Source organism: Enterobacter cloacae complex sp. 2024EL-00711, from assembly GCF_047529885.1.
GTDB lineage: Bacteria > Pseudomonadota > Gammaproteobacteria > Enterobacterales > Enterobacteriaceae > Enterobacter > Enterobacter ludwigii.
The window spans coordinates 889690-913756 of sequence record NZ_JBLIZC010000001.1 but is presented as its reverse complement, the minus strand read 5'-3'; the positions used below and the strand labels follow the sequence as shown (position 1 = coordinate 913756).

Sequence of the window (24067 nt, the reverse complement as noted above, 5' to 3'; positions counted from 1 at the left end):
AGGTCATTGATGAAAATAATCCTCGCCGTGATGATGGCGTGTTTACTCAGCGGCTGTGGCAGCATCATCAGCCGCACCATTCCAGGGCAAGGCCACGGTAATCAGTACTACCCCGGGGTAAAATGGGATGTACGTGACTCAGCGTGGCGCTATCTCACCGTGCTCGATTTACCGTTTTCACTGGTATTCGATACGCTATTGTTGCCGATCGACGCTCAGCACGGCCCTTATGAATAGGGGAAATTAACGCTCATCCCACTCATCGGCTGCGGTCTGTCCTTCTTCCGTATCCAGCGGCGGCTCGAGCTGAAATTCGCCCTCATCCCACTCGTGCAGGGTGTTTTCTTCAAGCCATTCCTGCCGTAGTTCGATTTCGTCATAGTCGCCATCAAAGACGGCCTGCGCACCTTCTCCGCTCAGGACCGGCAAACATTCTCCTTCCTCGCCATCATCAGCAAAGAATTCGGCCTGCCACATAATATCCCCGTCCTGCAGAACGTATTTCTGGATATTAAGCTGTTGCACGTCAGCATTTTCTTCCTCAACGCCAGGATTATCGGCGAGGAACTCTTCACGAGCGGCATCAATAGCTTCTTCCAGTGTGGCGTACATGGTCATTGGTGTCTCCCTGTTTTCCTGAAGGTTTCAGGGAAAGAATAGCTGAATATCGGGTTCTGCAAGTATGAATGCAAAAATAAGCTGTCACGCGTTCGTCTTATTAACGACCGGTCGTAAAGCCCTCGATAAACTGAACCACGAATAAACCGCATTAAACAACACCACGCCCGCGGTGACGATAAACACGGCGCGGAAACCAAAACTGGCGGAAATCCCGGCTCCGACAAGCGGTCCGGTGACGTTGCCGATATCGCGAAATGACTGGTTATAGCTAAAAATGCGGCCGGCTATCTGGTTCGTTGAGTTGTACACCAGCAGGGTCTGAACCGCAGGCAGTAACGCGCCGTCTGCCGCTCCCAGTAAGAAACGCAGCAGGCCAAGCTGCCACGGTGCTTGTACCATCGACATCGGAATGAGGAGCAGAACGGAAATCACCAGGGCGCATATCAGGATTTTTTCCGGGCCCACGCGGTCCCCCAGTTTTCCCAGCCTCGGGGCGCTGAGCAGCGCTGCCACGCCGGGCACCGACGCGATAAGCCCGCTGATAAACGCAATATTACTGACGTCACCGGCCAGATCGCGAACGTAGAGCGTCAGAATAGGGGCAATCGACCCGGTTGCTACCTGAATAATCAGGGTCGTGACGAACAGGCTTAGCACCAGCCTGGGATTTTTAAGCGAGGTCAGCACATCCCGTGCGTGGAGCATCTCTTTTCGGGGGACCGGGGTGAAACGTTCACGGATACAGAGCAGCGTGACGATAAAGCAGAGAAAAAGGACGCTGGCAGTAATGAAAAAGACCGGACGCAGGCCGTAGTTATCCGCCAGCAGCCCGCCTGCCAGCGGTCCCAGCAATGCGCCGCTCACGCCACCGGTGGAGAGCGTTCCGAGCGCCCAGCCGCTTTTGTGTCGCGGAATTTGGGTGGCGATGAGCGCATTTGCGTTAGGAATAAAGCCCCCCAGCAGGCCCAGTAACGCGCGCAAAATCAGAAATTGCCAGACGTTCTGCGCAAGGCCCATCAGCGCCATAATGATGGCCATCCCCAGTGCCGAACGCAGCAGCATGATCTTTCGTCCTTTGCGATCGGCAAGGCCACCCCAGAAGGGCGAAGCAATCGCGGAAAAGAGAAAGGTGATACTGAAGACCAGGCCAGACCACATATTGAGCGCACTGTGACCGGTGACGCCAAGTTGTTCAACGTAAAGCGGCAGGAAGGGCATCACCAGGCTAAACGCCGCACCGGTGAGAAAACAGCCAAGCCACGCAACTGTGAGGTTACGCTTCCAGTTTATGGGGGCATCTGAGGGTGACATAACAATCCGCATAATGAGGTGCAGAGCACCATAGGCCTGAAGTAATAAGCCTGCTAAGTATGCGCCTGGGTTATGATCGCTGCAATGCGGAGGCGCTTTTAAAGCTAAATGAGCGTGCGGCCCTGATGGCCGCACGGAAAATTAATAGCGCGACGGCATACCCTCTGGCCGCGTTTTGAAGCGACGATGGAGCCACATATACTGCTCCGGCGCGAGCATGATGCATTTCTCAACCACTCTGTTCATCCAGCGAGCGGTCGTTTCCGCATCGTCCAGCGGCCGCGCGAGTTCCGGCTCGAGCATCATTAACTCGTAGCCTGAGCCATCCGGCTTGCGACGCGGGACAAACGGGACGATCGCGGCTTTGGACATTTTCGCCAGCATCCAGGTACCGGTGGTTGTGGCCGCCTCTTCAACGGCGAAGAACGGGACAAATACGCTGGATTGCGGGCCATAATCGTGGTCAGGGGCATACCAGATCACTTCACCTGATTTCAGCGCGCGGATCATCCCCTTCAGGTCTTTCCGGTCGATCATACTTTTGTTGGAGCGCATACGGCCGTTGGTCTGGATTAAATCGATCACCGGGTTATCGTTAGGGCGATAAACACCAATACCAGGTGCCTGCATGCCAAACATACGCGCACCGATCTCCAGCGTCAGAAAATGCACGCCAATCAGCAGTACGCCTGTCTTATTGGCCTGAAGCGTATGCACAGGCTCCATACCTGTCCCGGTGACTTCACTCCAGCGGGCCATCCGTTTGTCTGGCCAGAACCACGCCATACCGGTTTCCATCAGCCCCATGCCAACGGATTCGAAATTCCTGGTAACCATCTCATGACGTTCCGCCTCGCTCATCTGCGGGAAGCACAGCTCAAGGTTGCGGTAGGCAATCCTGGCGCGGCGTTTCATGAATTTTTGACCAATACGGCCCACACATTTGCCCACACGGAAAATCACAGGGTAAGGGAGTTGGACCATCAGCCATAAAAAACCAATGCCAAGCCAGGTCAACCAATAGCGGGGATGCAAAAGGGCGACAGTAAATTTCGGTAACTGGGTCATGTCTTTCCTGTGTTCTAACGTCCTGTTTAGCTATTGTCTCATTTTTTGAGGCGTAGCCAAAATGTCTGTCTTCGAAACGTGTACGAATGCAGCAATTGTTAAGTCTGACTAACTAGGGGTGTGTGAAATGTAGCGTAAATTGTGTGGATGTAAATTGTCATTGTTTGCTATATGATGCCGACCGATTTTTCATTCTCTCTAACGATTGCAGGACTTGTACACCATGCCAGTGTTACACAACCGCGTTTCGAATGAGATGTTAAAGGCGCGTATGTTGGCTGAAACCGAACCGCGCACGACAATCTCATTCTACAAATACTTTACCATCAACGATCCACAAGCGACCCGCGATGCGCTTTATCAGGCCTTCACGACGCTGAATGTTTTCGGTCGCGTCTATCTTGCCCGTGAAGGCATCAATGCCCAGATCAGCGTACCGGAAAGCAAAGTAAACGCCTTCCGCGACCTGCTTTACGGGTTCGATCCGGCTCTCAACGGTGTACGCCTGAACATTGCCCTGGATGATGACGGTAAATCATTCTGGGTACTGCGCATGAAAGTGCGTGAACGCATTGTCGCGGACGGTATTGACGATCCGGCGTTTAACGCCGCTGATGTCGGGGAATACCTGAAAGCGGCGGAAGTGAATGCGATGCTGGACGATCCGGATGCGGTGTTCATCGATATGCGTAACCATTATGAGTATGAAGTGGGGCATTTCGAAAACGCGATGGAAATTCCGGCTGATACCTTCCGCGAGCAACTGCCAAAAGCGGTTGAGATGATGCAGGAACATAAAGATAAAAAGATCGTGATGTACTGCACCGGCGGGATCCGCTGTGAGAAGGCCAGCGCCTGGATGAAGCACAACGGGTTTAATAAGGTCTGGCACATTGAAGGCGGCATTATTGAGTACGCCCGCCGTGCCCGTGAGCAGGGTTTACCGGTGCGTTTTATCGGTAAGAACTTTGTCTTTGACGAACGAATGGGCGAGCGTATTTCAGAGGATGTGATTGCCCACTGTCACCAGTGCGGTACGCCGTGTGATACCCATACCAACTGCAAAAATGACGGATGTCATTTGCTGTTTATTCAGTGTCCGGCCTGTGCCGAGAAATTTAACGGATGCTGCAGCGAACTGTGCAGTGAAGAGAGCATGCTGCCGGAAGAGGAGCAACGCCGTCGTCGTGCAGGACGGGAAAATGGTAACAAGATTTTTAATAAATCCCGTGGCCGTCTGAACACCAAACTGGGTATTCCCGACCCTGAATAAGGCTGATGCCCGGCAGCGTGAAAGCCTGCCGGGCGTCGTTATTATGACTTCTGCTGAACGCCTTCAACGGAAATAATCAGTTCGACATCCTGAGAAGCAGGGCCCAAATCGGTAGTAATATTAAAGTCTTTCAGGTGAATTTTACCTGCGGCTTCAAATCCGGCACGTTTACCCCCCCACGGATCGTCACCCTGGCCCATTAATTTTGCATTCAGCGTAACCGGTTTTGTCACGCCGTTGAGCGTCAGGTTGCCGGTAATATCCAGCTTATCGCCATCTTTTTTCACTTCCGTGGAGGTGAAGGTGGCCTGCGGGAATTTAGACACGTTCAGGAATTCCGCACTGCGCAAATGTTTATCGCGTTCTGCATGATTGGTGTCGACGCTGTTGGTATTAATGGTCACGTTGACTTTATCGGCGGCAGGATTTTTTTCGTCAAAGCTGAATGTGCCGTCAAAATCATTAAAGGTGCCATACAGCCAGCTATACCCGAGATGCTGAATACGGAAATTGACGAAAGCATGTTGGCCCTCTTTATCAATTTTATAGTCAGCAGCAACGGCTGAGCCAGTGGTAAATAACAGAGAACCCAGTGCGATACCCAGCAGGTGTTTTTTCATTTTAAGCTCCAGAGTCAACTGACGAGCGGCCAAGCATGCGCTTTAGCGTATCGTCTTTATCGATGAAATGATGTTTAAGGGCGGCAAGCCCGTGCAGCACGGACAGGATAACCACGCTCCATGCCAGCCAGAGGTGAATCACCCCGGCAATATCGGCCTGTGATCCCGCATCGGCAAGCGTTGCCGGGACATCAAAAATGCCAAAAACGCTTATTGGCTTACCCTCTGCTGTCGAAATGAGATAGCCGCTGATCAGAAGAGCGAAGAGCAGCGCATAAAGCGTAATATGCGCGGCAACAGCGCTGATACGGGTAAATTTACTGTGGGTCTTTGGCGCGGCAGGCGGCGGTGAAATGTGTCGCCAGATCACGCGAATAACCAGCCCCATCATCAGCAGCACGCCGATGCTCTTATGCAGCTCCGGGGCCTGGTGATACCAGCCATCGTAATAGCTGAGCGTCACCATCCAGAGGCCAAGTCCGAACATGGCATAGACCGCAATAGCAAATATCCAGTGCAAGCTTATGGATATTATTCCATAGCGCCGGGAGGTGTTACGCAATTGCATCAGGATTACCATTATCAAATAAACAGAGCAGTAAAAATGAACGGGAAGGAATGATATTGCAACTGAAATAAGTCGATATTGATTTTTATTTTATTTATTTCAGCGGTTTTGAAAATGATCCGCAAAGGTAATTCAATGTCTTCGTGCAAGACTTAACAAAGGGCTAATTGAGGAATTGTTCTAACTTAAGTAAATATAAAGTAATGTCAATAAATGTCAGGCAGGCTTTCAGTAAAATACAATGTAAATAAAATCAATGATGGCCAGCAGCGCCCACAATAAGATATAGAGCATCAAATGCTCACGAATATTATTGATGAGAAAACCCACAACTTTGCGCATAGCGCCCCGCAAACCGTAACATGAAGACGGGCTCCGGAACGTCCGAAGCCCGTGGTGGATTATCCGTTAAAACGTGAAAGAGAGAAGGGCGTCAGATCAAACTGCGGTGTAATACCCTGGGCAAACTGCGCGGCAATTTCACCCAGCACCGACGCGAACTTAAAGCCGTGACCGCTCAGACCGGTGATGAGCAATGTATTCTCATGCCCGGGGAGCGTATCGATAATAAAGTCTTCGTCCGGCGTGTTGTCGTAGGTACATGCCGCGCCATAGAGTAAGCCACCGACGCCCGGCAGAATATTTCGCAGGAACGAGAAGGCTTCAGAGCCATCCTGTGGGTAGGCGCCAAACGGTTTACGTTCTTCAGGAGAGGAGATGATTTGTCCCCCATTGTGTTTCCCGATTTTGAGCGCGTCTTTATCCGAAGGGAAGCCGTAGAACTGATCGCCGTTGGGTAACTCGCCGGTGAACGCCGGGAATTTATTCTGCGTACTGTAACGGCCATCAGACTGGAACCAGGAGAAGACCTTGCGCACCGGCTGTACGGGCAGGTCTGGCAGCAGACGGGTTACCCAGGTACCTGCACTGATGAGCAATCGGGAGGCCGTGTACTCTCCGTCCAGGGTTGTCACCGTGACGCCGTCAGCGTCATGTTTAATGGCCTCGACCGGGCAATTGAAAAGCTGGGCGCAGCCTGCTTTCGCGGCCAGCGCTATCCAGGTTTTTATTGCTGTTTCGCAATGCAACACCCCAGAATGGGCTTCAAAGAGACCAACATAATCGTCCGGGACGGTGATTTCCGGCCAGCGTGACATGATCCCCGCCGCGTCGAGCTTCTCAACGTCCAGGTTGAATGTCTTCGCGCTGCGTTCGACGCTGGCGAGAAAATCAGAGTGGGCAGGACCAAGGTTAATGATACCCGTGCGTTCGAAAATGCGTTCCTCAGTCTGTTTAGCCAGTTCGTCCCAGAGCGCTTGCGCGCGAAGTACCAGCGGGACATAGCGCTCGCCTTCACCATAGGCGTGACGAATGAGGCGAGTATCGCCATGATGGCTTCCCTCTGAATGAGGGGGAAGATGGGCATCTATCATCAGAACCTTGAGGCCAGCCTGGGTGGCATAATATCCGGCGGCAGAACCAACGGAGCCGCTACCAATAATAATCAGATCATATTTCATGGGCATCTCTTAAACTAACGCTTTGTTAGCAGAGTAATTAACATCGGGGGCTTATACAAGGGAGAAATAAATAAGGCACCCCGAGGGTGCCTGTAGAGTGAAAAGTGGGCTAAACGCTAATGCCGTTTATACTCATTTTCCTGGTAGTCGCCAGATTCTATTTTTGCGATGCCTGCTTCCAAAATAGAAATAAACTGACGGGCGACGTCTGTCGTAAGCCACAGCGTCTGTCCAACTTCCGCTTCTTCACGGTTCAGCTGATTTGGGGTCTGGTAGTGCAAACGCAGCATCAGTGCATCGTAGCTGTCTACGGTACTGATATCCCAGCCAACGAGTGGGTGGGTCTGGATGACTTCGCTATTCTTTTCCATTATAACCCCCATAATGCGTGTTAGAAGACAACGACTTCGAGGTTCAATGCATGTTTTTCTGAAGCAACTTCAGTATACAAGTAATAAGGGTTCCTAAGGGAAAAATAAACAGCTAGCAACACATTTTTCTGCTTTTTAGGATTGTTCGAACAATAAAACACCATGTTGTTCACGATTTTTAAAGAAGTTGCCGAATTAATTTGAACTTTCTGGATTTTCAGGCGAAAAAAAAGCCGGGGCGACCCGGCAAAAAAACACAATGAGGGAGCAGTGTTAATCTGTGATGAACCAGTCGTCGGCGCTTTCCCACGTTTCCTGCAGGATTTCGGTGATACGCGCTTTATCTTCTTTCGCGCCGCCAATGACGGAGAGGTTGTTTGCGGCCGCGTAACGCACCGTTACGGCACCATCGTTTTCGGGAAAGGTGTTGTTAATACGACGGGATAATTCGCCTGCAAGCGCATCAAGCGCGCCGGCAGGCAGAACGGTAGTTTTGGCTATGGTGACTTCAATACGCATAAATGCCCCCTGTGTAATATACTGTTTATTTATACAGGTATATTATCGGTTTGACAACAAGGGGCACTGATTTTTTAGCGTTTTACCGTCCAGCGAACGGTTTCACCTGCCAGGAATGGGATCAGCGTGTCATCGGTCAGTGGAATGGCTTCCTCAACCTGGCTCTCTTTACGTTCCAGCTCAATGAAGGTCTCATTGACCGGCAGCCCATAAAAACGGGGGCCATTGAGTGAGCAGAACGCCTCGAAATGCGGCAGGGCATTCATCTCTTCAAACACGGTTGCATAGCTGGCGAGAGCGGTTGGGGCATTAAAGCAGCCCGCACAGCCGCAGCTTGCTTCTTTGCGATGACGCGCATGAGGTGCGGAATCCGTGCCCAGAAACGCGCGGGAGAAACCGCTGGCAACCAGTTCGCGCAGCGCCTGCTGGTGAATGTTACGCTTGAGGATCGGCAGGCAGTACAGATGCGGACGTACACCGCCAACCAGCATGTGGTTACGGTTAAACATCAAATGCTGTGGCGTGATGGTGGCGGCGATAAGCTCGTTACCGTCGCGGACATACTCCGCGGCATCTTTGGTGGTGATGTGCTCGAAGACCACTTTGAGCGCGGGAAGGCGCTGACGCAGGGGCTCCATCACGGTGTCGATAAAACGGGCTTCACGGTCGAAGATGTCGATCTCGGCATGCGTGACTTCACCGTGAACCAGCAGCGGCATACCCAGTTTCTGCATGCGCTCCAGTACCGGCATGATGGCATCAATGCTGGTAACGCCGTGGCTGGAGTTGGTGGTGGCATTGGCCGGGTAAAGTTTCGCAGCGGTGAATACGCCTTCGTTAAACCCGCGTTCCACTTCGTTTGGATCCAGGGAATCGGTCAGGTAGCAGGTCATCAGCGGGGTGAAATCATGGCCCGCCGGGACGGCATCCAGAATGCGCTGGCGATACGCCATTGCGGCATCGACGGTGGTGACTGGTGGCACCAGGTTAGGCATGACAATCGCGCGGCCATAAATTTCGCTGGTATAAGGCACGACGGTTTTGAGCATATCGCCATCGCGCAGATGGATATGCCAGTCGTCAGGGCGGCGGATTTTAAGAACCTGGGGTTGTGCAGTCATGGAAGCTCCGGCTTGTCAGGAATCAGTCATTCGGATGGCTGTTTTTGCCGGACACAAATCATAAGCGGAAACGTTTTCGTTTGCACACTTTTCCGTAAAAAAAAGGGCGCCTCGGCGCCCTACGGGTTAATCAGTGAAGGGAATAATGATTTCTCCCGGTTTCACCTCTATCCCTTTAGCATACTTTTTCGCAAGCGCTTCACCCTTGCTCTTGTCTTCACTTAAGACATAGGCTGGCTGCTGATTAAAATAGTTACGCAGCGACTGATTTAGATAAGGCATCAGGGTTTGCAGCACAGATTTCATCTTGTCCGGCGTGACTTCCGCATCGACGACTTCCATCTCCTGCAGGTAAATAGCCCCTTTCTCTTTGTTAAAGACCGGCAGCGCTTTCAGCTTCAGCTTGATATTGGCTTTCTGGTTGCCGAAGAGGGAGGTCATATCGAGGTTTGCATCCCCGTTCAGCGTCACTTTGTTTGGCTCTTCACGTCCTATCTGGCTGGTCAGGTTGCTGAGGACGATATGCGCATCGGCAAGCCCGGGCACGCCGATGTCTTTTGAAAAGTTGTTATGTTTTTCCAGCGCCTGATTAATTTCCTGTTCACTGACGGTGTATTGCGTAAGCTGGTTACAGCCCACCAGCAGACCGCTGACAATGAATGCAGCGGCAATGACAATTTTCTTCATAGTGTTCCTTAACGAAAAATCGGCGCTTCTGTCCTGTTACGTCAGTATGTCAGTGTGAAATGGCAGAAACCAGCAGAAAAAACTGAGAAGTGAGGCGGGAGCGACCTCCCGCCAGAGGGAAGGGCTACGCGCCCGGTTCGAGCATGCCGCTTGCGCTGCGCTTCTGGCTGAACTGCCACCAGAGGGCCAGCAGCGTCATAAAGCCCACCGCGCCGAGCATCATCCACGGCAGTTCCGGTTGATTCAGCGCTTTGCCTGCATCAAACAGCCAGCCGCCGCCGGCGTAACCCAAAGCCCCACCAAAGGCCAGACCGAGTCGGCTGAACCCCATATAGCTGCCGCGGGCACGCGCATCTGCAAGCGAGGCGCTCAGCGTCTCACGAGCTGGCTCGGCGATGATAGAGCCGATATAGAAGGTGCAAATCAGCGTAAACAGCTGCTGGAGAGAATTCACCAGACCGATGGGCATCATGCTCAGCGTCATTAAAAACAGCCCGGCCATCAGACGATGTTCCAGGCGAAAACGCCGTTCGCTCCAGCGGGCAATCGGATAGAGCAGCGTCAGCGAAAGCGCGGCTTCGATGGCGTACATCCATTTCACGGCGGCCGGGGTTCCCGCAATATCATTGACCATGATAGGCAGCATCAGCATCACCTGCACGGCAAGCATGTAGTAACCCGTCAGGGTCAATACGTAGGTGACAAAACGTTTGTCGTGCAGGACGCGGCCCAGCCCTTCGCGTACCGGCGCTTTCACCGTTGACAATTTCCATGCTGGCAGATACAGGCCATTAAAGAGGGCGCACAGAATAAAGAGCACCGCGCCAGCCGCGCAGACCAGACGGAAATCGTACTGCAGCAACCAGCTCCCCAGAAGCGCGCCAATTACCGCGCCCGCGCTGTCCTGCATCATCAAAATCGAGAAGAAACGTCCGCGGTGCTGCGGGCGAATTAACTTCACCACCAGCGCGGTGCGCGGCGGGTCAAACAGGGTTCCGCCGATCCCGGAGAGAAAGCAGGAGAACCACAGAAGCCAGGGCTCATGGGCAACCGCCATCGTGGCAAAGCCTGCCGCACGAAGCAGCATACCGGTCACAATCATCGGTTTCGCGCCAAAGCGGTCAGCAATGGCACCGCCAAACACCCCAAGGCCTTGCTGGACAAACTGGCGTAAACCCAGCGCGATGCCAACCATCAGCGCCGCCCAGCCCATTTGATCGACAAAGCGGATCGAGATAAGAGGAAACACGACAAAAAAGCCGAGCACGACCAGCATGTTATCGACTAGCAGGAAATATTTACCCAGGCTCCTCGCCTGTGATACGCGGGACATTTTCCCTCCAGGGAAAACAGGATGGTGAGCACGCTAACATTCTGCGGGGTTACTGCGCGTTTTCCCACCCCTGGGCGTGACAATATTTTTTTATCAAAAGAGCGCTTTGATAGAGAGTTCTCATCGAAAAATGTGAAAAGAGGTCAAAATGGTATGTCACTGTTTTCACAGACGGCGCAGGCACAGGTATAGTAAAGCTAATGGGTCAGCAGAAGTGACGGGAAGGAGTGGTATCGATGTTTGGCTATCGCAGTAATGTGCCAAAAGTGCGTCTGACAACGGACAGGCTGGTCGTTCGTCTGGTGCATGAGCGTGATGCCTGGCGTCTGGCGGATTATTACGCCGAGAATCGCCAGTTTTTAAAACCCTGGGAACCCGTTCGGGATGAGAGCCATTGTTACCCATCCGGCTGGCAGGCGCGCCTCAGTATGATTGCGGAATTTCATAAGCAGGGAAGTGCGTTTTATTTTGCGCTGCTCGATCCTGAAGAAAAAGAGATCATCGGCATCGCCAACTTTTCAAACGTCGTGCGCGGATCGTTTCACGCCTGCTACCTCGGCTACTCCATCGGTCAGAAATGGCAGGGGCAGGGGCTGATGTATGAAGCATTAACGGTGGCGATCCGTTATATGCAACGCACGCAACATATCCATCGTATTATGGCGAACTATATGCCGCATAATCAGCGCAGCGGTAATTTGCTGGCGCGTTTAGGGTTTGAGAAAGAGGGTTACGCCAAAGACTATCTGCTGATAGATGGAGAATGGCGCGACCATGTCCTCACGGCATTAACCACCCGGGACTGGACAGCGGGTCGCTAAGGAGAAGAGATGAAATATCAGTTAAGCGGTGCAGAAGCGCGCGTCGTCGGATGCCTGCTGGAAAAACAGGTCACGACGCCGGAGCAATATCCGCTCTCTGTCAACGCCGTCATGATGGCCTGCAACCAAAAGACCAACCGCGAGCCGGTAATGAACCTCAGCGAGCATGACGTTCAGGATGTGCTGGATGAACTGGTGAAACGCCATTATCTGCGCACCGTCTGCGGCTTCGGAAACCGCGTCACCAAGTACGAACAACGTTTTTGTAATTCCGAATTCGGCGACCTGAAGTTGAGCGCCGCGGAAGTGGCGGTGATCACGACCCTTTTACTGCGCGGGGCACAGACTCCCGGCGAGCTGCGCACACGGGCTTCCCGTATGCATGAGTTTGCGGATATGCAGGAAGTGGAACAAACCCTGGAAGGGCTTGCAACCCGCGAGGATGGCCCTTACGTGGTGCGTCTGGCACGCGAACCGGGCAAGCGTGAGAGCCGCTATATGCATCTCTTCAGTGGCGAGGTGGATACCGCGACGCTGGCAACGGAACAAGAGTCCACTGTTGTCAGCGGCAGCCTGACGGCGCGCGTGGACGCGCTGGAAGAGGAGGTCGCTGGGCTGAAACAGCGCCTGGACGCACTGCTGGCACATTTGGGAGATTAACAGTGAAAAAATTACGTGTAGGCGTGGTGGGGCTTGGCGGTATTGCACAAAAAGCCTGGTTACCGGTATTAGGCGCGGCAACGGACTGGACGCTTCAGGGCGCGTGGTCACCTACCCGCGAGAAGGCTGAACGCATCTGCGCAACCTGGCGGATACCTTACGCCGCTTCGCTGTCGGATCTAGCCCGCGAGTGCGATGCGGTATTTGTGCATACCTCAACGGCAACACACTATCAGGTGGTCAGCGAACTGCTGAATGCCGGTGTTCACGTCTGTGTGGATAAGCCCCTGGCGGAGAACGTTCAGGATGCCGAGCGACTGATAGAGCTGGCGGCACGCAAGAACCTGACGCTGATGGTGGGCTTTAACCGCCGCTTCGCTCCGCTTTATCAGCAGCTGAAGGCACAGCCGGGCGCGCTGGCCTCCCTGAGGATGGATAAACACCGTACCGACAGCGTCGGGCCAAACGATCTGCGCTTTACGCTTCTCGATGATTATCTGCACGTGGTGGACACGGCGCTCTGGCTGACAAACGGCCAGGCTCAGCTGAAAAGCGGGACCCTGATGACCAACGATCTGGGCGAGATGGTCTACGCCGAGCACCACTTTGCGCTGGAACATCTGCAGGTGACCACCAGCATGCATCGTCGTGCGGGCAGTCAGCGGGAGTTTGTCCAGGCCGTCACTGACGGTGCGCTGTATGACATCACTGACATGCGGGAGTGGCGAGAAGAGAAGGGCAACGGTGTGGTCACGCTTCCGGCGCCGGGCTGGCAGAGCACTCTGGAGCAACGCGGCTTCGCGGGATGCGCCCGTCACTTCATTAGCTGCGTGCAAAATCAGACGGTTCCGGAAACCGCCGGTGAACAGGCCATCATGGCGCAACGCATCGTGGAACGGCTCTGGCGAGAGGCCATGAGTGAATAACCCTCTGTAACATCTGCCGATAGTAATTCCCTTAAATCCGGGTAGACTAAGCGCCGATTGTTGGTTTCGCCGGGAGGCTTTTCGCCTACCCGGCCTGCAAATCCGAAGGCCTGCGCAAGCGCAACGCCGTCGGGCATTCATTACGCCTGCTCTGCAGGCGTTTTGCCGTATGGTTGTGGAAATTCACATTAATGAACTTATTAAAATCGCTGGCAGCCGTCAGCTCGATGACCATGTTTTCTCGCGTACTGGGTTTTGCGCGCGATGCCATTGTGGCAAGGGTTTTTGGTGCTGGGATGGCAACGGACGCCTTTTTCGTCGCGTTCAAACTGCCGAATTTATTGCGCCGTATTTTTGCTGAGGGCGCTTTCTCGCAGGCCTTCGTTCCAATTCTGGCGGAATATAAAAGCAAGCAGGGCGAAGATGCTACGCGGGTGTTTGTCGCCTACGTCTCCGGGCTGCTGACGCTGGCGCTGGCTATTGTGACAGTCCTGGGGATGCTGGCTGCGCCCTGGGTGATTATGGTGACCGCGCCGGGGTTTGCCGACACCGCTGATAAATTTGCGCTCACCACCCAGCTGCTGCGCATTACCTTTCCTTATATCCTGCTGATCTCACTGGCCTCGCTGGTGGGGGCAATCCTCAATACCTGGAACCGCTTCTCCGTTCCGGCGTTTGCGCCGACGTTTTTGAATGTCAGCATGATCGGCTTTGCCCTGTTTGCCGCACCGCATTTCAACCCGCCGGTACTGGCGCTGGCCTGGGCGGTGACCGTGGGCGGCGTCCTGCAGCTGGCATATCAGCTGCCGCATCTGAAGAAAATTGGCATGCTGGTTCTGCCGCGCATTAATTTCCGTGATGCCGGCGCAATGCGCGTCATGAAGCAGATGGGACCTGCAATCCTCGGGGTTTCTGTCAGCCAGATCTCACTTATCATCAATACCATCTTTGCCTCTTTCCTGGTGTCCGGTTCGGTCTCCTGGATGTACTACGCTGACCGTCTGATGGAGTTTCCTTCTGGCGTACTGGGCGTCGCGCTGGGGACGATTCTGCTGCCGTCGCTCTCTAAAAGCTTTGCCAGCGGCAACCATGATGAGTATTGCCGCCTGATGGACTGGGGCTTACGCCTCTGTTTCCTGCTGGCACTGCCAAGCGCGGTGGCGCTGGGGATCCTCGCGAAACCGCTGACCGTCTCGCTGTTCCAGTACGGTAAATTTTCAGCCCATGATGCGTCCATGACTCAGCAGGCGCTGGTGGCGTACTCGGTGGGATTGATGGGGCTGATTGTTGTTAAAGTGCTGGCGCCAGGGTTCTACTCCCGTCAGAACATTAAAACGCCGGTGAAGATTGCCCTGGTGACGCTGGTGATGACCCAGTTGATGAACCTGGCGTTTATTGGCCCGCTGAAGCACGCGGGGCTGGCTCTGTCTATTGGTCTGGCGGCCTGTCTGAATGCCGGGCTGTTGTACTGGCAGCTGCGTAAGCAGGATATCTTCACGCCGCAGCCGGGCTGGGCGAGTTTCCTTGTGCGACTGGTTATCGCGGTGCTGGTGATGGCAGCGGCGTTGCTCGGCATGATGCACGTGATGCCGGAGTGGTCGCTCGGCACCATGCCTTATCGTCTGCTGCGACTGATGGCCGTGGTGGGTGTTGGGGTTGTGGCTTACTTTGCCACCCTCGCCGTGTTGGGCTTCAAAGTGAAAGAGTTTGCCCGCCGTACGGCATAAACGCCAAAAGGGGAGTTCACCTTATGGTGCTCCCCACTGCTTGATTTGTCGCTTATGCTTCAAATCGAAATCTTTTTCCCGCCCGTAATACGTGCCGTCGCTGTCTGCCCATCCGCACCGTACAGCCCGGTTTCTTTATGCGGTTTTAACACCTCAAGCGCTTGCTGATTACGCTCTATCTGACCTTCAAGCAGCCAGCCGTTATGCTGGTTGAGATCGCGAAGGTGCTGGGTTTTTTCTGTAATAGTCTGCCAGCGCTCAACGATATCGTCGTTAGCACTGCGCTTAGGATCCTGCTCAGCGCGACGTTGCTGCTCAAGGTAATCCAGCGTCGCCAGAAGCGAGCTTTTGTCTTCAGTAATACGCTGCAACGCGCTGCCGTTGATGTGACCGGAAGAGAGGTGCTGTTGCTCAGCGTCCATTACCGTTTTCAGGTCGTTCAGGACAACCGTCATTTGATCCAGTATTTCTGACAGTCGACTCATACGGTTAGTTACTCTGTAAGAAACTCTGCGCTTCCTGAATCAGGGCGTCAGCAATTTTGCTGGTGTCCATTTTCAGCTCGCCGTTACGAATAGCCGTTTTCAGCGCTTCAACGCGTTCCATGTTGATATCGTTGCCGCCGGGCTGCATCAGTTTTGCCTGGGCATCGCTCAGGGTTACGCTGGTGCTGTTAGACGTTGACGGTTTTTCCAGACGCGTTTTCTGCGGCGTAGCGTCATTCGTTTCGCGAGGTTGTACAGCGCTTACCGGCTTCAGGGCTGATGTACGATCAATGCTCATAGTGTTGTCCTCATCGAGGGTTCGCGGCGTTGGCGCCTGACATCATCAATAGTTGAATATTTATCGGCAGCTGCAGCGAAATCTTTAAAAAGATTATAGGTTAATCAGAATATTCCCATCAGAATCGACGGTTCCGCTAACCACCTGCCCTGAAGACATTCTGACGCGGGCATTTTGCGCCACCGCGGCATTGTTTAACGCTTTCCCTTCACTGTTGATACTGAAGCCATCTCCATTGGCCACCACCATCACCTGTTGACCCGCCTTGACGCGCCACGCCTGGCGCAGCATCGACAGCTGTATCGGCTGGCCCGGTGCGACATCACGCAGGCTGACGGCGTCCTGCGCCTGGTTAATTTCAAGCATTGTCCGTGGCGGCAGCTGATCCAGACGGCCGCGTTTCAACGTCACGCTGTTGGCCTGCAGTGCGGTACCCCGGGCAATGGGGACAGCGGCGACAACATAATTGCCTGTCGCCTGGACTGCAACCTGTAAATACCGTTTTTCGTTGGCGCAGCGTGCCAGCACGTTCACGTTCCCCCACAGTCTGGTGGTGCCGGTCACGGTAAATGACGGCTGCTCACAGGAGGGATACAGATTTGGTGGCGTGCGTACCGTGACGACAACTTCATCGCTAAAGCCCGCCAGCTTCTGGGCAAAAAAGGTGTTTAGCTGATCCTGTAAACCATCCGCCTGCACCAGGGGGCTAAAAAGCAAGAAAGTTGCCATCAGGCCACGTTTTAACGTTTGCATCGCAAGTTCCACCGTTTCCAGAATTGAGTGAATTCTACCTGCAGTGGTTTTTCATCAACGCAATAAATAGCGACGCATTTTGCGCTTATTCCGTCGATAAGGCGGATGGGTTGAGATTTAAGCTGTGAACTGAAATTTTGCCATCAGCGGAGGAGACATGCTCGATAAACTCGACGCCGCGTTACGTTTTCAGCAGGAAGCGCTCAATTTACGTGCCCAGCGGCAGGAAATTTTAGCCGCCAATATCGCTAACGCCGATACGCCAGGGTATCAGGCGCGCGATATTGATTTTTCCAGTGAGCTTAAAAAAGTGATGGAGCGTGGACGCGCAGAAGGGAGCGGTGTCGCGCTCGCGCTGACCTCCTCACGTCATATTCCCGCTCAGACGATGACCGCACCAACGACCGATTTGCTTTATCGCATTCCCGACCAGCCTTCACTCGACGGTAACACCGTGGACATGGACCGGGAGCGTACACAGTTTGCCGATAACAGCCTGAAGTACCAGACAGGCCTGACCGTTCTCGGCGGACAAATCAAAGGCATGATGAACGTCCTGCAGGGGGGCAACTGATAAATGGCCTTGCTGAATATTTTTGATATCGCCGGCTCGGCGCTTACCGCGCAGTCCAAACGTCTAAACGTAGCCGCCAGTAACCTGGCGAACGCCGACAGCGTGACCGGACCAGACGGTCAGCCTTATCGTGCGAAACAGGTCGTCTTTCAGGTCGATGCGGCGCCAGGCGCGGCCACCGGCGGTGTGAAAGTCTCTGATGTGGTTGAGAGCCAGGCACCGGACAAGCTGGTGTATGAGCCTGGCAACCCGCTGGCGGATGCGAACGGTTACGTAAAAATGCCTAACGTGGATGTGGTGGGTGAGATGGTGAACTCCATGTCGGCGTCACGCAGTTACCAGGCAAACGTCGAAGTGCTTAATACCGTGAAGAGCATGATGCTCAAAACACTCACTCTCGGCCAGTAAAGGAGACATGCATGTCCATCGCCGTAAATGTGAATGATCCCACGAACTCAGGTGTTAATGGCGCCAAAAGTTCGACGGGTTCCAACGCCCTGACGGGCAGTAACGCGTCCGATCTGCAGAGCAGCTTTCTGACGCTGCTGGTGGCGCAGCTGAAGAACCAGGATCCCACCAATCCGATGCAGAACAACGAGCTGACCACGCAACTGGCGCAGATCAGTACCGTCAGCGGCATTGAAAAACTCAACACTACCCTTGGCTCCGTTTCCGGTCAGATTGACAACAGCCAGTCTCTGCAGGCTGCGAATCTGATTGGTCATGGGGTGATGATCCCGGGGACCACGATCCTTGCCGGCACCAGCACTACCGAGGGGACGTCAACCACGACCACCACGCCGTTTGGCGTTGAGCTGCAGCAGCCGGCTGACAAAGTGACTGCGACGATCAGCGATGCGAGCGGGGCAGTGGTACGCACCATTGAGATTGGTGAGCTGAAGGCAGGCGTACACACCTTTACCTGGGACGGCAGCCTGACCGACGGCACGAAAGCACCAAACGGTTCTTACAAAGTGGCGATCAGCGCCAGCAACGGAACCACCCAACTGGTGGCGCAGCCGCTGCAGTTCGCGCTGGTTCAGGGCGTGATTAAAGGCGCCGGCGGTAACAAACTGGATTTGGGTACCTCGGGTACCACCACGCTCGACGAAGTTCGGCAGATTATCTAAGCCTTAACACTTATCAGGAGTAAGTCATGGCCTTTTCTCAAGCGGTCAGCGGCCTGAATGCTGCGGCCACCAACCTGGATGTCATTGGCAACAACATCGCCAACTCCGCGACCTATGGTTTTAAATCCGGTTCTGCCTCATTTGCAGATATGTTTGCCGGTTCCAAAGTAGGTCTGGGCGTGAAAGTTGCGGGCATCACTCAGGACTTTACCGACGGTACGACGACCAATACCGGTCGTGGTCTGGACGTCGCCATCAGCCAGAACGGTTTCTTCCGTATGGTCGATTCCAACGGCTCTGTGTTCTACAGCCGTAACGGTCAGTTCAAACTGGACGAAAACCGTAACCTGGTGAACATGCAGGGTCTGCAATTAACCGGTTATCCTGTTGCGGGTACTCCGCCAACGGTTCAGACCGGCGCTAACCCGCAGGCGATCAATATCCCAACGACCTTGATGGCGGCGAAATCCACCACCACCGCGTCCCAGCAGATCAACCTGAACTCCACTGACACCGCGCCAACCACGGCCTTTGATCCGACCAACCCTGACAGCTACAACAAAAAAGGGACGGTGACGGTCTTTGACAGCCAGGGTAATGCGCACAACATGAACCTGTTTTACGTTAAAGACGCGACTCCGGCAAACTCCTGGAAAGTCTATGCCCAGGACGGCAGCGTTGCAGGAAGCACGCCATCCCTGGCGACCACGCTGACCTTCAACACCAGCGGCGTACTGACTGGCGGCGGCAGCATCAATATCACTACCGGCACCGTTCCAGGTGCAACGCCAGCCACGTTTGCGATGAGCTTCGCCAATTCCATGCAGCAGAACACCGGCGGCAATAACATCGTGGCAACCAACCAGAACGGTTACAAACCGGGTGACCTGGTGAGCTACCAGATCAACGACGACGGCACCGTGGTGGGTAACTACTCCAACGAACAGACCCAGGCCCTGGGCCAGATCGTGCTGGCTAACTTCGCCAACAACGAAGGTCTGAAGTCTGAAGGCGATAACGTCTGGTCTGCCACCCAGTCTTCTGGCGTGGCGCTGCTGGGTACCGCGGGCTCCGGTAACTTCGGTACGCTGACCAACGGTGCGCTGGAAGCGTCTAACGTGGATCTGAGTAAAGAGCTGGTGAACATGATCGTCGCGCAACGTAACTATCAGTCGAACGCGCAGACCATCAAAACCCAGGATCAGATCCTCAACACGCTGGTTAACCTGCGTTAAGCGGCTGACAGGAAAGCGCAATGGATCACGCAATATATACCGCGATGGGCGCGGCAAGCCAGACGCTCAATCAGCAGGCTGTTACTGCCAGCAACCTGGCAAACGCCTCTACACCGGGCTTTCGTGCGCAGCTTAATGCGCTGCGTGCGGTCCCGGTGGAAGGGCTCTCCCTGCCGACGCGTACGCTGGTTACGGCCTCTACGCCGGGTGCGGATATGACGCCAGGCCAGATGGATTACACCTCACGCCCGCTGGACGTTGCCCTGCAACAGGACGGCTGGCTGGCGGTGCAGACCGCTGACGGCGGTGAAGGATATACCCGTAACGGTAACATCCAGGTGAGTGCCACGGGCCAGCTGACGATTCAGGGTCATCCGGTAATGGGTGAAGCGGGTCCGCTGACGGTGCCGGAAGGGTCTGAGCTGACTATCGCGGCCGACGGGACTATTTCGGCATTGAACCCGGGCGATCCGGCCAATACCGTTGCGCCCGTCGGGCGTCTGAAGCTGGTGAAGGCGGAAGGCAAAGAGGTGCAGCGTGGCGATGACGGAATGTTCCGTCTGACCCAGGCGACCCAGGCCACTCGGGGAGCCACGTTACAGGCCGATCCGAGCATCCGCGTGATGTCCGGCGTTCTGGAAGGCAGTAACGTCAAGCCGGTCGAAGCGATGACCGACATGATCGCCAGTGCCCGCCGTTTTGAAATGCAGATGAAGATTATCAGCAGCGTTGATGAAAACGCGGGCAAGGCTAACCAACTTCTGGCTATGAGTTAACAGGACTCCTTATGATCAGTTCTTTATGGATCGCGAAAACTGGCCTGGACGCGCAGCAAACCAACATGGATGTGATTGCCAACAACCTGGCAAACGTCAGCACCAATGGTTTCAAGCGTCAGCGTGCCGTTTTCGAAGATTTGCTTTATCAAACCATCCGCCAGCCGGGAGCGCAGTCTTCTGAACAAACGACGCTGCCATCCGGCCTGCAGATTGGTACCGGTGTTCGTCCGGTAGCCACCGAGCGTTTGCATAGCCAGGGCAACCTGTCTCAGACCAACAACAGCAAAGACGTGGCAATCAAAGGCCAGGGGTTCTTCCAGGTGCAGTTGCCTGACGGTACTTCTGCCTATACCCGCGACGGATCGTTCCAGGTCGATCAGAATGGCCAGCTGGTGACGGCGGGTGGTTTCCAGGTTCAGCCTGCGATTACCATCCCGGCGAATGCCCTGAGTATTACTATCGGGCGTGACGGCGTGGTGAGTGTGACGCAGCAGGGGCAGGCCGCACCTGTTCAGGTTGGACAGCTAAACCTGACCACCTTCATGAACGACACCGGTCTGGAAAGCATTGGTGAGAACCTCTACACCGAAACGCAATCCTCCGGTACGCCAAATGAAAGCACCCCGGGCCTCAACGGTGCGGGTCTGTTGTATCAGGGTTATGTGGAAACCTCGAACGTGAACGTTGCGGAAGAGCTGGTGAATATGATCCAGGTTCAGCGCGCGTATGAAATTAACAGTAAAGCAGTGTCGACGACCGACCAGATGCTGCAGAAACTGACGCAACTCTAAGGTGTAGCCCGGTGCGGTCAACGCCGCGCCGGCTCCCTGTTTTCGAAGATGAAGGCAATGCAAAAAAACGCGGCGTTTCGTTATCCGATACTGACTGTTCTGGCTGTCACCCTCAGCGGGTGTGCCTTGATCCCGTCTAAACCTTTAGTGCAGGGTGCGACTACCGCCCAACCCGTTCCTGGCCCGGCGCCAGTGGTGAACGGCTCCATTTTCCAGACCGCGCAGCCAATCAATTATGGCTATCAACCGCTGTTTGAAGATCGCCGCCCGCGTAATGTCGGCGATACGTTGACCATTGTGCTGCAGGAAAACGTCAGCGCGAGCAAGAGCTCGTCGGCGAATGCCAGCCGCGATGGCAAAACCAATTTCGGTTTCGATACCGTTCCACGCTATCTGCAGGGCCTGTTCGGCAATGCGCGTGCTGATGTCGAGGCCTCTGGCGGCAATACCTTTAACGGTAAAGGTGGCGCGAATGCCAGCAATACCTTTAGCGGCACGCTGACGGTGACGGTTGACCAGGTGCTGGTTAACGGCAATTTACACGTTGTGGGTGAAAAACAGATCGCCATCAATCAGGGCACTGAGTTCATTCGTTTCTCGGGCGTGGTTAATCCTCGCACCATCAGCGGCACCAACACCGTTCCGTCCACCCAGGTGGCGGATGCGCGCATCGAGTACGTCGGTAACGGCTACATCAATGAAGCGCAAAATATGGGTTGGCTGCAGCGTTTCTTCCTTAACTTATCGCCGATGTAAGCGAGGTGACCCATGTTTAAATCGATCTTCGCCGTGGCGCTGGCGCTGGTGGCAACGTTTGCCCAGGCTGACCGTATTCGCGATCTCACCAGCGTTCAGGGCGTACGCGAAAACTCGCTGATTGGCTATGGCCTGGTGGTGGGTCTGGACGGAACGGGCGACCAGACCACCCAGACGCCATTCACGACTCAAAGTTTGAACAACATGCTTTCCCAGCTCGGTATTACCGTCCCGGCGGGAACCAATATGCAGCTGAAAAACGTGGCCGCGGTCATGGTCACCGCCTCCTACCCGGCGTTCGCGCGCCAGGGGCAGACAATTGATGTCGTGGTCTCGTCAATGGGTAACGCCAAAAGCCTGCGTGGCGGCACGCTGCTGATGACTCCGCTGAAAGGGGTCGACAGCCAGGTTTATGCGCTGGCGCAGGGGAACATTCTGGTCGGCGGTGCCGGCGCGTCTGCGGGCGGCAGCAGTGTGCAGGTGAACCAGCTGAACGGCGGGCGTATCACCAATGGTGCGATCATTGAGCGTGAACTGCCGACCCAGTTTGGCGCAGGCAACACCATTAACCTGCAGCTGAATAATGAAGACTTCACGATGGCGCAGCAGATTGCCGACACCATCAACCGTAGCCGCGGCTACGGCAGCGCCACGGCACTGGATGCCCGTACCGTGCAGATCCGCACCTCTACCGGCAGCAGCAACCAGGTCCGTATGCTGGCTGATATCCAGAATATGGAAGTGAATGTTCCGGTTCAGGATGCCAAAGTGATTATCAACTCGCGCACCGGTTCGGTCGTGATGAACCGCGAAGTGTCGCTCGACAGCTGTGCCGTGGCGCAGGGTAACCTCTCCGTGACGGTTAACCGCTCCGCCAACGTCAGTCAGCCTGATACCCCGTTCGGGGGTGGCCAGACCGTGGTGACGCCACAAACGCAGATTGATTTGCGCCAGAGCGGTGGGTCGCTGCAGAGCGTACGCTCCAGCGCGAACCTCAATAGCGTGGTTCGGGCCCTGAATGCCCTGGGGGCGACGCCGATGGATCTGATGTCGATTCTGCAATCCATGCAAAGTGCGGGATGTCTGCGCGCCAAACTGGAAATCATCTGATGCTGACCGATAGCAAGCTGTTGACCGGTGCTGCCTGGGATGCCCAGTCGCTCAACGAACTGAAAACCAAAGCAGGTAAGGACCCGGCGGCGAATATCCGCCCGGTCGCCCGCCAGGTGGAAGGGATGTTTGTACAGATGATGCTGAAAAGCATGCGTGAAACCCTGCCGAAAGACGGGATGTTCAGCAGTGATTCAACCCGTCTTTACACCAGCATGTATGACCAGCAGATTGCACAGCAGATGACCGCCGGGAAAGGCCTCGGTCTGGCTGATATGATTGTCAAACAGACCGAAGCCGCGCAGGGCATCCAGCCGGATGATAAGCCACAGCAGGTGCCGATGAAGTTCGACCTGCAAACGGTGACCAGTTATCAGAATCAGGCCCTGACGCAGATGGTGCGCAAAGCCATACCGAAGGCCACGAGTACCAGCGATGAGCCACTTTCTGGCGACAGCAAAGACTTCCTGGCGCAGCTCTCGCTGCCGGCACGTCTTGCCAGTGAACAGAGCGGCGTGCCTCATCACCTGATCCTCGCGCAGGCGGCGCTGGAGTCCGGCTGGGGTCAGCGGCAGATCCGTAAAGAAAACGGCGATCCGAGCTTTAACATCTTCGGCGTGAAGGCCACGTCGAGCTGGAAGGGGCCGACCACCGAGATCACCACCACTGAATATGAAAACGGTGCGGCGGTGAAGGTTAAAGCCAAATTCCGCGTCTATAGCTCCTATCTGGAAGCCTTATCCGACTATGTGGGCCTGTTGAGCCGAAATCCGCGTTATACCGCCGTTACACAGGCGGCAACCGCGGAGCAGGGCGCTCAGGCACTGCAGAACGCGGGCTACGCCACCGATCCGAACTATGCGCGTAAGCTCACCAGTATGATTCAGCAGCTGAAATCGATGGGCGAGAAGGTCAGTAAAGCCTATAGCACAGATATCGAAAATCTGTTCTGAAAGTTCTCAAGTCCCGGTGGAGGCTGCCGATAACCTTCATCAGGACTCGTGTCTGAA

30 protein-coding genes are annotated in these 24067 nt (G+C 54.7%); 15 read left to right on the top strand and 15 right to left on the bottom strand.

Annotated features, from left to right (window positions below; all coding sequences use genetic code 11):
* The first annotated feature begins 9 nt into the window (after positions 1-9).
* Positions 10-237 (top strand): YceK/YidQ family lipoprotein, encoded by a 228-nt coding sequence (locus tag ACMVME_RS04520; protein WP_020884695.1) that lies wholly within the window; start codon positions 10-12, stop codon positions 235-237.
* A 6-nt stretch (positions 238-243) separates the two neighbouring features.
* On the opposite strand, the gene ACMVME_RS04515 is transcribed toward ACMVME_RS04520, so the two are convergent.
* The 3 genes from ACMVME_RS04515 to ACMVME_RS04505 form a co-directional block, all read right to left on the bottom strand.
* On the bottom strand, positions 244-618 hold the full coding sequence (locus ACMVME_RS04515) for a MysB family protein (RefSeq protein ID WP_020884694.1): 375 nt from the start codon (positions 616-618) through the stop codon (positions 244-246).
* A gap of 84 nt (positions 619-702) precedes the next feature.
* Entirely contained in the window at positions 703-1932 is a 1230-nt protein-coding gene (gene mdtG, locus ACMVME_RS04510; RefSeq protein WP_032677863.1) for a multidrug efflux MFS transporter MdtG, read from the bottom strand.
* 141 nt (positions 1933-2073) lie between these two features.
* Positions 2074-3000 carry a Kdo(2)-lipid IV(A) acyltransferase gene (locus tag ACMVME_RS04505; protein ID WP_414743390.1) on the bottom strand — a complete coding sequence of 309 codons (927 nt, stop codon included), beginning with the start codon at positions 2998-3000 and terminating at the stop codon, positions 2074-2076.
* 223 nt (positions 3001-3223) lie between these two features.
* Here ACMVME_RS04505 and ACMVME_RS04500 point away from each other — a divergent pair, with 223 nt between their 5' ends.
* Positions 3224-4273, top strand: a complete 1050-nt coding sequence (locus ACMVME_RS04500; protein ID WP_020884692.1) for a rhodanese-related sulfurtransferase — start codon at positions 3224-3226, stop codon at positions 4271-4273.
* A 41-nt stretch (positions 4274-4314) separates the two neighbouring features.
* Here the strand turns inward: ACMVME_RS04500 and ACMVME_RS04495 are convergent, their stop codons facing one another.
* From ACMVME_RS04495 to mdtH, 9 genes are all read right to left on the bottom strand, one after another.
* A complete protein-coding gene (locus tag ACMVME_RS04495; protein ID WP_020884691.1) occupies positions 4315-4893 on the bottom strand; it encodes a YceI family protein in 579 nt (192 codons plus the stop codon).
* Position 4894: 1 nt separating this feature from the next.
* A complete protein-coding gene (locus ACMVME_RS04490; RefSeq protein WP_032670551.1) occupies positions 4895-5461 on the bottom strand; it encodes a cytochrome b in 567 nt (188 codons plus the stop codon).
* Between the two features lie 228 nt (positions 5462-5689).
* Positions 5690-5803 carry a DUF2770 family protein gene (locus ACMVME_RS04485; protein ID WP_032670549.1) on the bottom strand — a complete coding sequence of 38 codons (114 nt, stop codon included), beginning with the start codon at positions 5801-5803 and terminating at the stop codon, positions 5690-5692.
* 59 nt (positions 5804-5862) lie between these two features.
* Positions 5863-6981, bottom strand: a complete 1119-nt coding sequence (gene solA, locus ACMVME_RS04480) for an N-methyl-L-tryptophan oxidase (protein WP_049022472.1) — start codon at positions 6979-6981, stop codon at positions 5863-5865.
* A 116-nt stretch (positions 6982-7097) separates the two neighbouring features.
* Entirely contained in the window at positions 7098-7352 is a 255-nt protein-coding gene (bssS, locus tag ACMVME_RS04475) for a biofilm formation regulator BssS (protein WP_008500827.1), read from the bottom strand.
* 273 nt (positions 7353-7625) lie between these two features.
* Positions 7626-7871, bottom strand: a complete 246-nt coding sequence (dinI, locus tag ACMVME_RS04470) for a DNA damage-inducible protein I (protein ID WP_020884687.1) — start codon at positions 7869-7871, stop codon at positions 7626-7628.
* A gap of 74 nt (positions 7872-7945) precedes the next feature.
* Positions 7946-8992 (bottom strand): dihydroorotase, encoded by a 1047-nt coding sequence (gene pyrC, locus ACMVME_RS04465; RefSeq protein ID WP_032677867.1) that lies wholly within the window; start codon positions 8990-8992, stop codon positions 7946-7948.
* Positions 8993-9118: 126 nt separating this feature from the next.
* Positions 9119-9679 carry a lipoprotein gene (locus ACMVME_RS04460; RefSeq protein WP_020884685.1) on the bottom strand — a complete coding sequence of 187 codons (561 nt, stop codon included), beginning with the start codon at positions 9677-9679 and terminating at the stop codon, positions 9119-9121.
* Between the two features lie 124 nt (positions 9680-9803).
* A complete protein-coding gene (gene mdtH / locus ACMVME_RS04455) occupies positions 9804-11012 on the bottom strand; it encodes a multidrug efflux MFS transporter MdtH (protein ID WP_014169547.1) in 1209 nt (402 codons plus the stop codon).
* A 236-nt stretch (positions 11013-11248) separates the two neighbouring features.
* On the opposite strand from mdtH, the gene rimJ reads away from it, so the two are divergent.
* The 4 genes from rimJ to murJ all read left to right on the top strand — a co-directional run bounded on the left by rimJ (position 11249) and on the right by murJ (position 15146).
* A complete protein-coding gene (gene rimJ, locus ACMVME_RS04450) occupies positions 11249-11833 on the top strand; it encodes a ribosomal protein S5-alanine N-acetyltransferase (RefSeq protein ID WP_013097146.1) in 585 nt (194 codons plus the stop codon).
* A gap of 9 nt (positions 11834-11842) precedes the next feature.
* A complete protein-coding gene (locus ACMVME_RS04445) occupies positions 11843-12493 on the top strand; it encodes a YceH family protein (protein ID WP_068794501.1) in 651 nt (216 codons plus the stop codon).
* A gap of 2 nt (positions 12494-12495) precedes the next feature.
* Positions 12496-13419: a Gfo/Idh/MocA family protein gene (locus ACMVME_RS04440; RefSeq protein ID WP_025204464.1), complete on the top strand. Its 924-nt coding sequence runs from the start codon at positions 12496-12498 to the stop codon at positions 13417-13419.
* Positions 13420-13610: 191 nt separating this feature from the next.
* Complete coding sequence (murJ, locus tag ACMVME_RS04435) at positions 13611-15146, top strand: murein biosynthesis integral membrane protein MurJ (RefSeq protein WP_020884681.1); 1536 nt, start codon at positions 13611-13613, stop codon at positions 15144-15146.
* A gap of 59 nt (positions 15147-15205) precedes the next feature.
* On the opposite strand, the gene flgN is transcribed toward murJ, so the two are convergent.
* From flgN to flgA, 3 genes are all read right to left on the bottom strand, one after another.
* Positions 15206-15631, bottom strand: a complete 426-nt coding sequence (gene flgN / locus ACMVME_RS04430; RefSeq protein ID WP_025204463.1) for a flagella biosynthesis chaperone FlgN — start codon at positions 15629-15631, stop codon at positions 15206-15208.
* A gap of 4 nt (positions 15632-15635) precedes the next feature.
* Entirely contained in the window at positions 15636-15929 is a 294-nt protein-coding gene (gene flgM / locus ACMVME_RS04425) for a flagellar biosynthesis anti-sigma factor FlgM (RefSeq protein WP_014169554.1), read from the bottom strand.
* A 93-nt stretch (positions 15930-16022) separates the two neighbouring features.
* Positions 16023-16682 carry a flagellar basal body P-ring formation chaperone FlgA gene (gene flgA / locus ACMVME_RS04420; protein ID WP_020884679.1) on the bottom strand — a complete coding sequence of 220 codons (660 nt, stop codon included), beginning with the start codon at positions 16680-16682 and terminating at the stop codon, positions 16023-16025.
* A 157-nt stretch (positions 16683-16839) separates the two neighbouring features.
* Between flgA and flgB the strand changes: the two genes are divergently transcribed.
* From flgB to flgJ, 9 genes are read left to right on the top strand one after another with little or no spacing between them, the layout of a single operon-like run.
* Complete coding sequence (gene flgB / locus ACMVME_RS04415; RefSeq protein WP_014169556.1) at positions 16840-17256, top strand: flagellar basal body rod protein FlgB; 417 nt, start codon at positions 16840-16842, stop codon at positions 17254-17256.
* A gap of 3 nt (positions 17257-17259) precedes the next feature.
* Entirely contained in the window at positions 17260-17664 is a 405-nt protein-coding gene (flgC, locus tag ACMVME_RS04410) for a flagellar basal body rod protein FlgC (protein ID WP_013097138.1), read from the top strand.
* 11 nt (positions 17665-17675) lie between these two features.
* A complete protein-coding gene (gene flgD / locus ACMVME_RS04405; RefSeq protein ID WP_014169557.1) occupies positions 17676-18386 on the top strand; it encodes a flagellar hook assembly protein FlgD in 711 nt (236 codons plus the stop codon).
* A 26-nt stretch (positions 18387-18412) separates the two neighbouring features.
* The gene (flgE, locus tag ACMVME_RS04400; RefSeq protein WP_068794502.1) at positions 18413-19621 is read left to right on the top strand and encodes a flagellar hook protein FlgE; all 1209 of its coding nucleotides are present in this window, start codon (positions 18413-18415) and stop codon (positions 19619-19621) included.
* 20 nt (positions 19622-19641) lie between these two features.
* Positions 19642-20397 carry a flagellar basal body rod protein FlgF gene (locus ACMVME_RS04395; protein WP_014169559.1) on the top strand — a complete coding sequence of 252 codons (756 nt, stop codon included), beginning with the start codon at positions 19642-19644 and terminating at the stop codon, positions 20395-20397.
* 11 nt (positions 20398-20408) lie between these two features.
* On the top strand, positions 20409-21191 hold the full coding sequence (flgG, locus tag ACMVME_RS04390; protein ID WP_008500810.1) for a flagellar basal-body rod protein FlgG: 783 nt from the start codon (positions 20409-20411) through the stop codon (positions 21189-21191).
* Between the two features lie 57 nt (positions 21192-21248).
* The gene (gene flgH / locus ACMVME_RS04385; protein ID WP_023311139.1) at positions 21249-21947 is read left to right on the top strand and encodes a flagellar basal body L-ring protein FlgH; all 699 of its coding nucleotides are present in this window, start codon (positions 21249-21251) and stop codon (positions 21945-21947) included.
* 12 nt (positions 21948-21959) lie between these two features.
* Entirely contained in the window at positions 21960-23057 is a 1098-nt protein-coding gene (locus ACMVME_RS04380) for a flagellar basal body P-ring protein FlgI (RefSeq protein WP_014169561.1), read from the top strand.
* A complete protein-coding gene (flgJ, locus tag ACMVME_RS04375) occupies positions 23057-24010 on the top strand; it encodes a flagellar assembly peptidoglycan hydrolase FlgJ (RefSeq protein ID WP_063214591.1) in 954 nt (317 codons plus the stop codon). The genes ACMVME_RS04380 and flgJ overlap by 1 nt, the downstream gene beginning before the upstream one ends.
* Positions 24011-24067 lie beyond the last annotated feature (57 nt).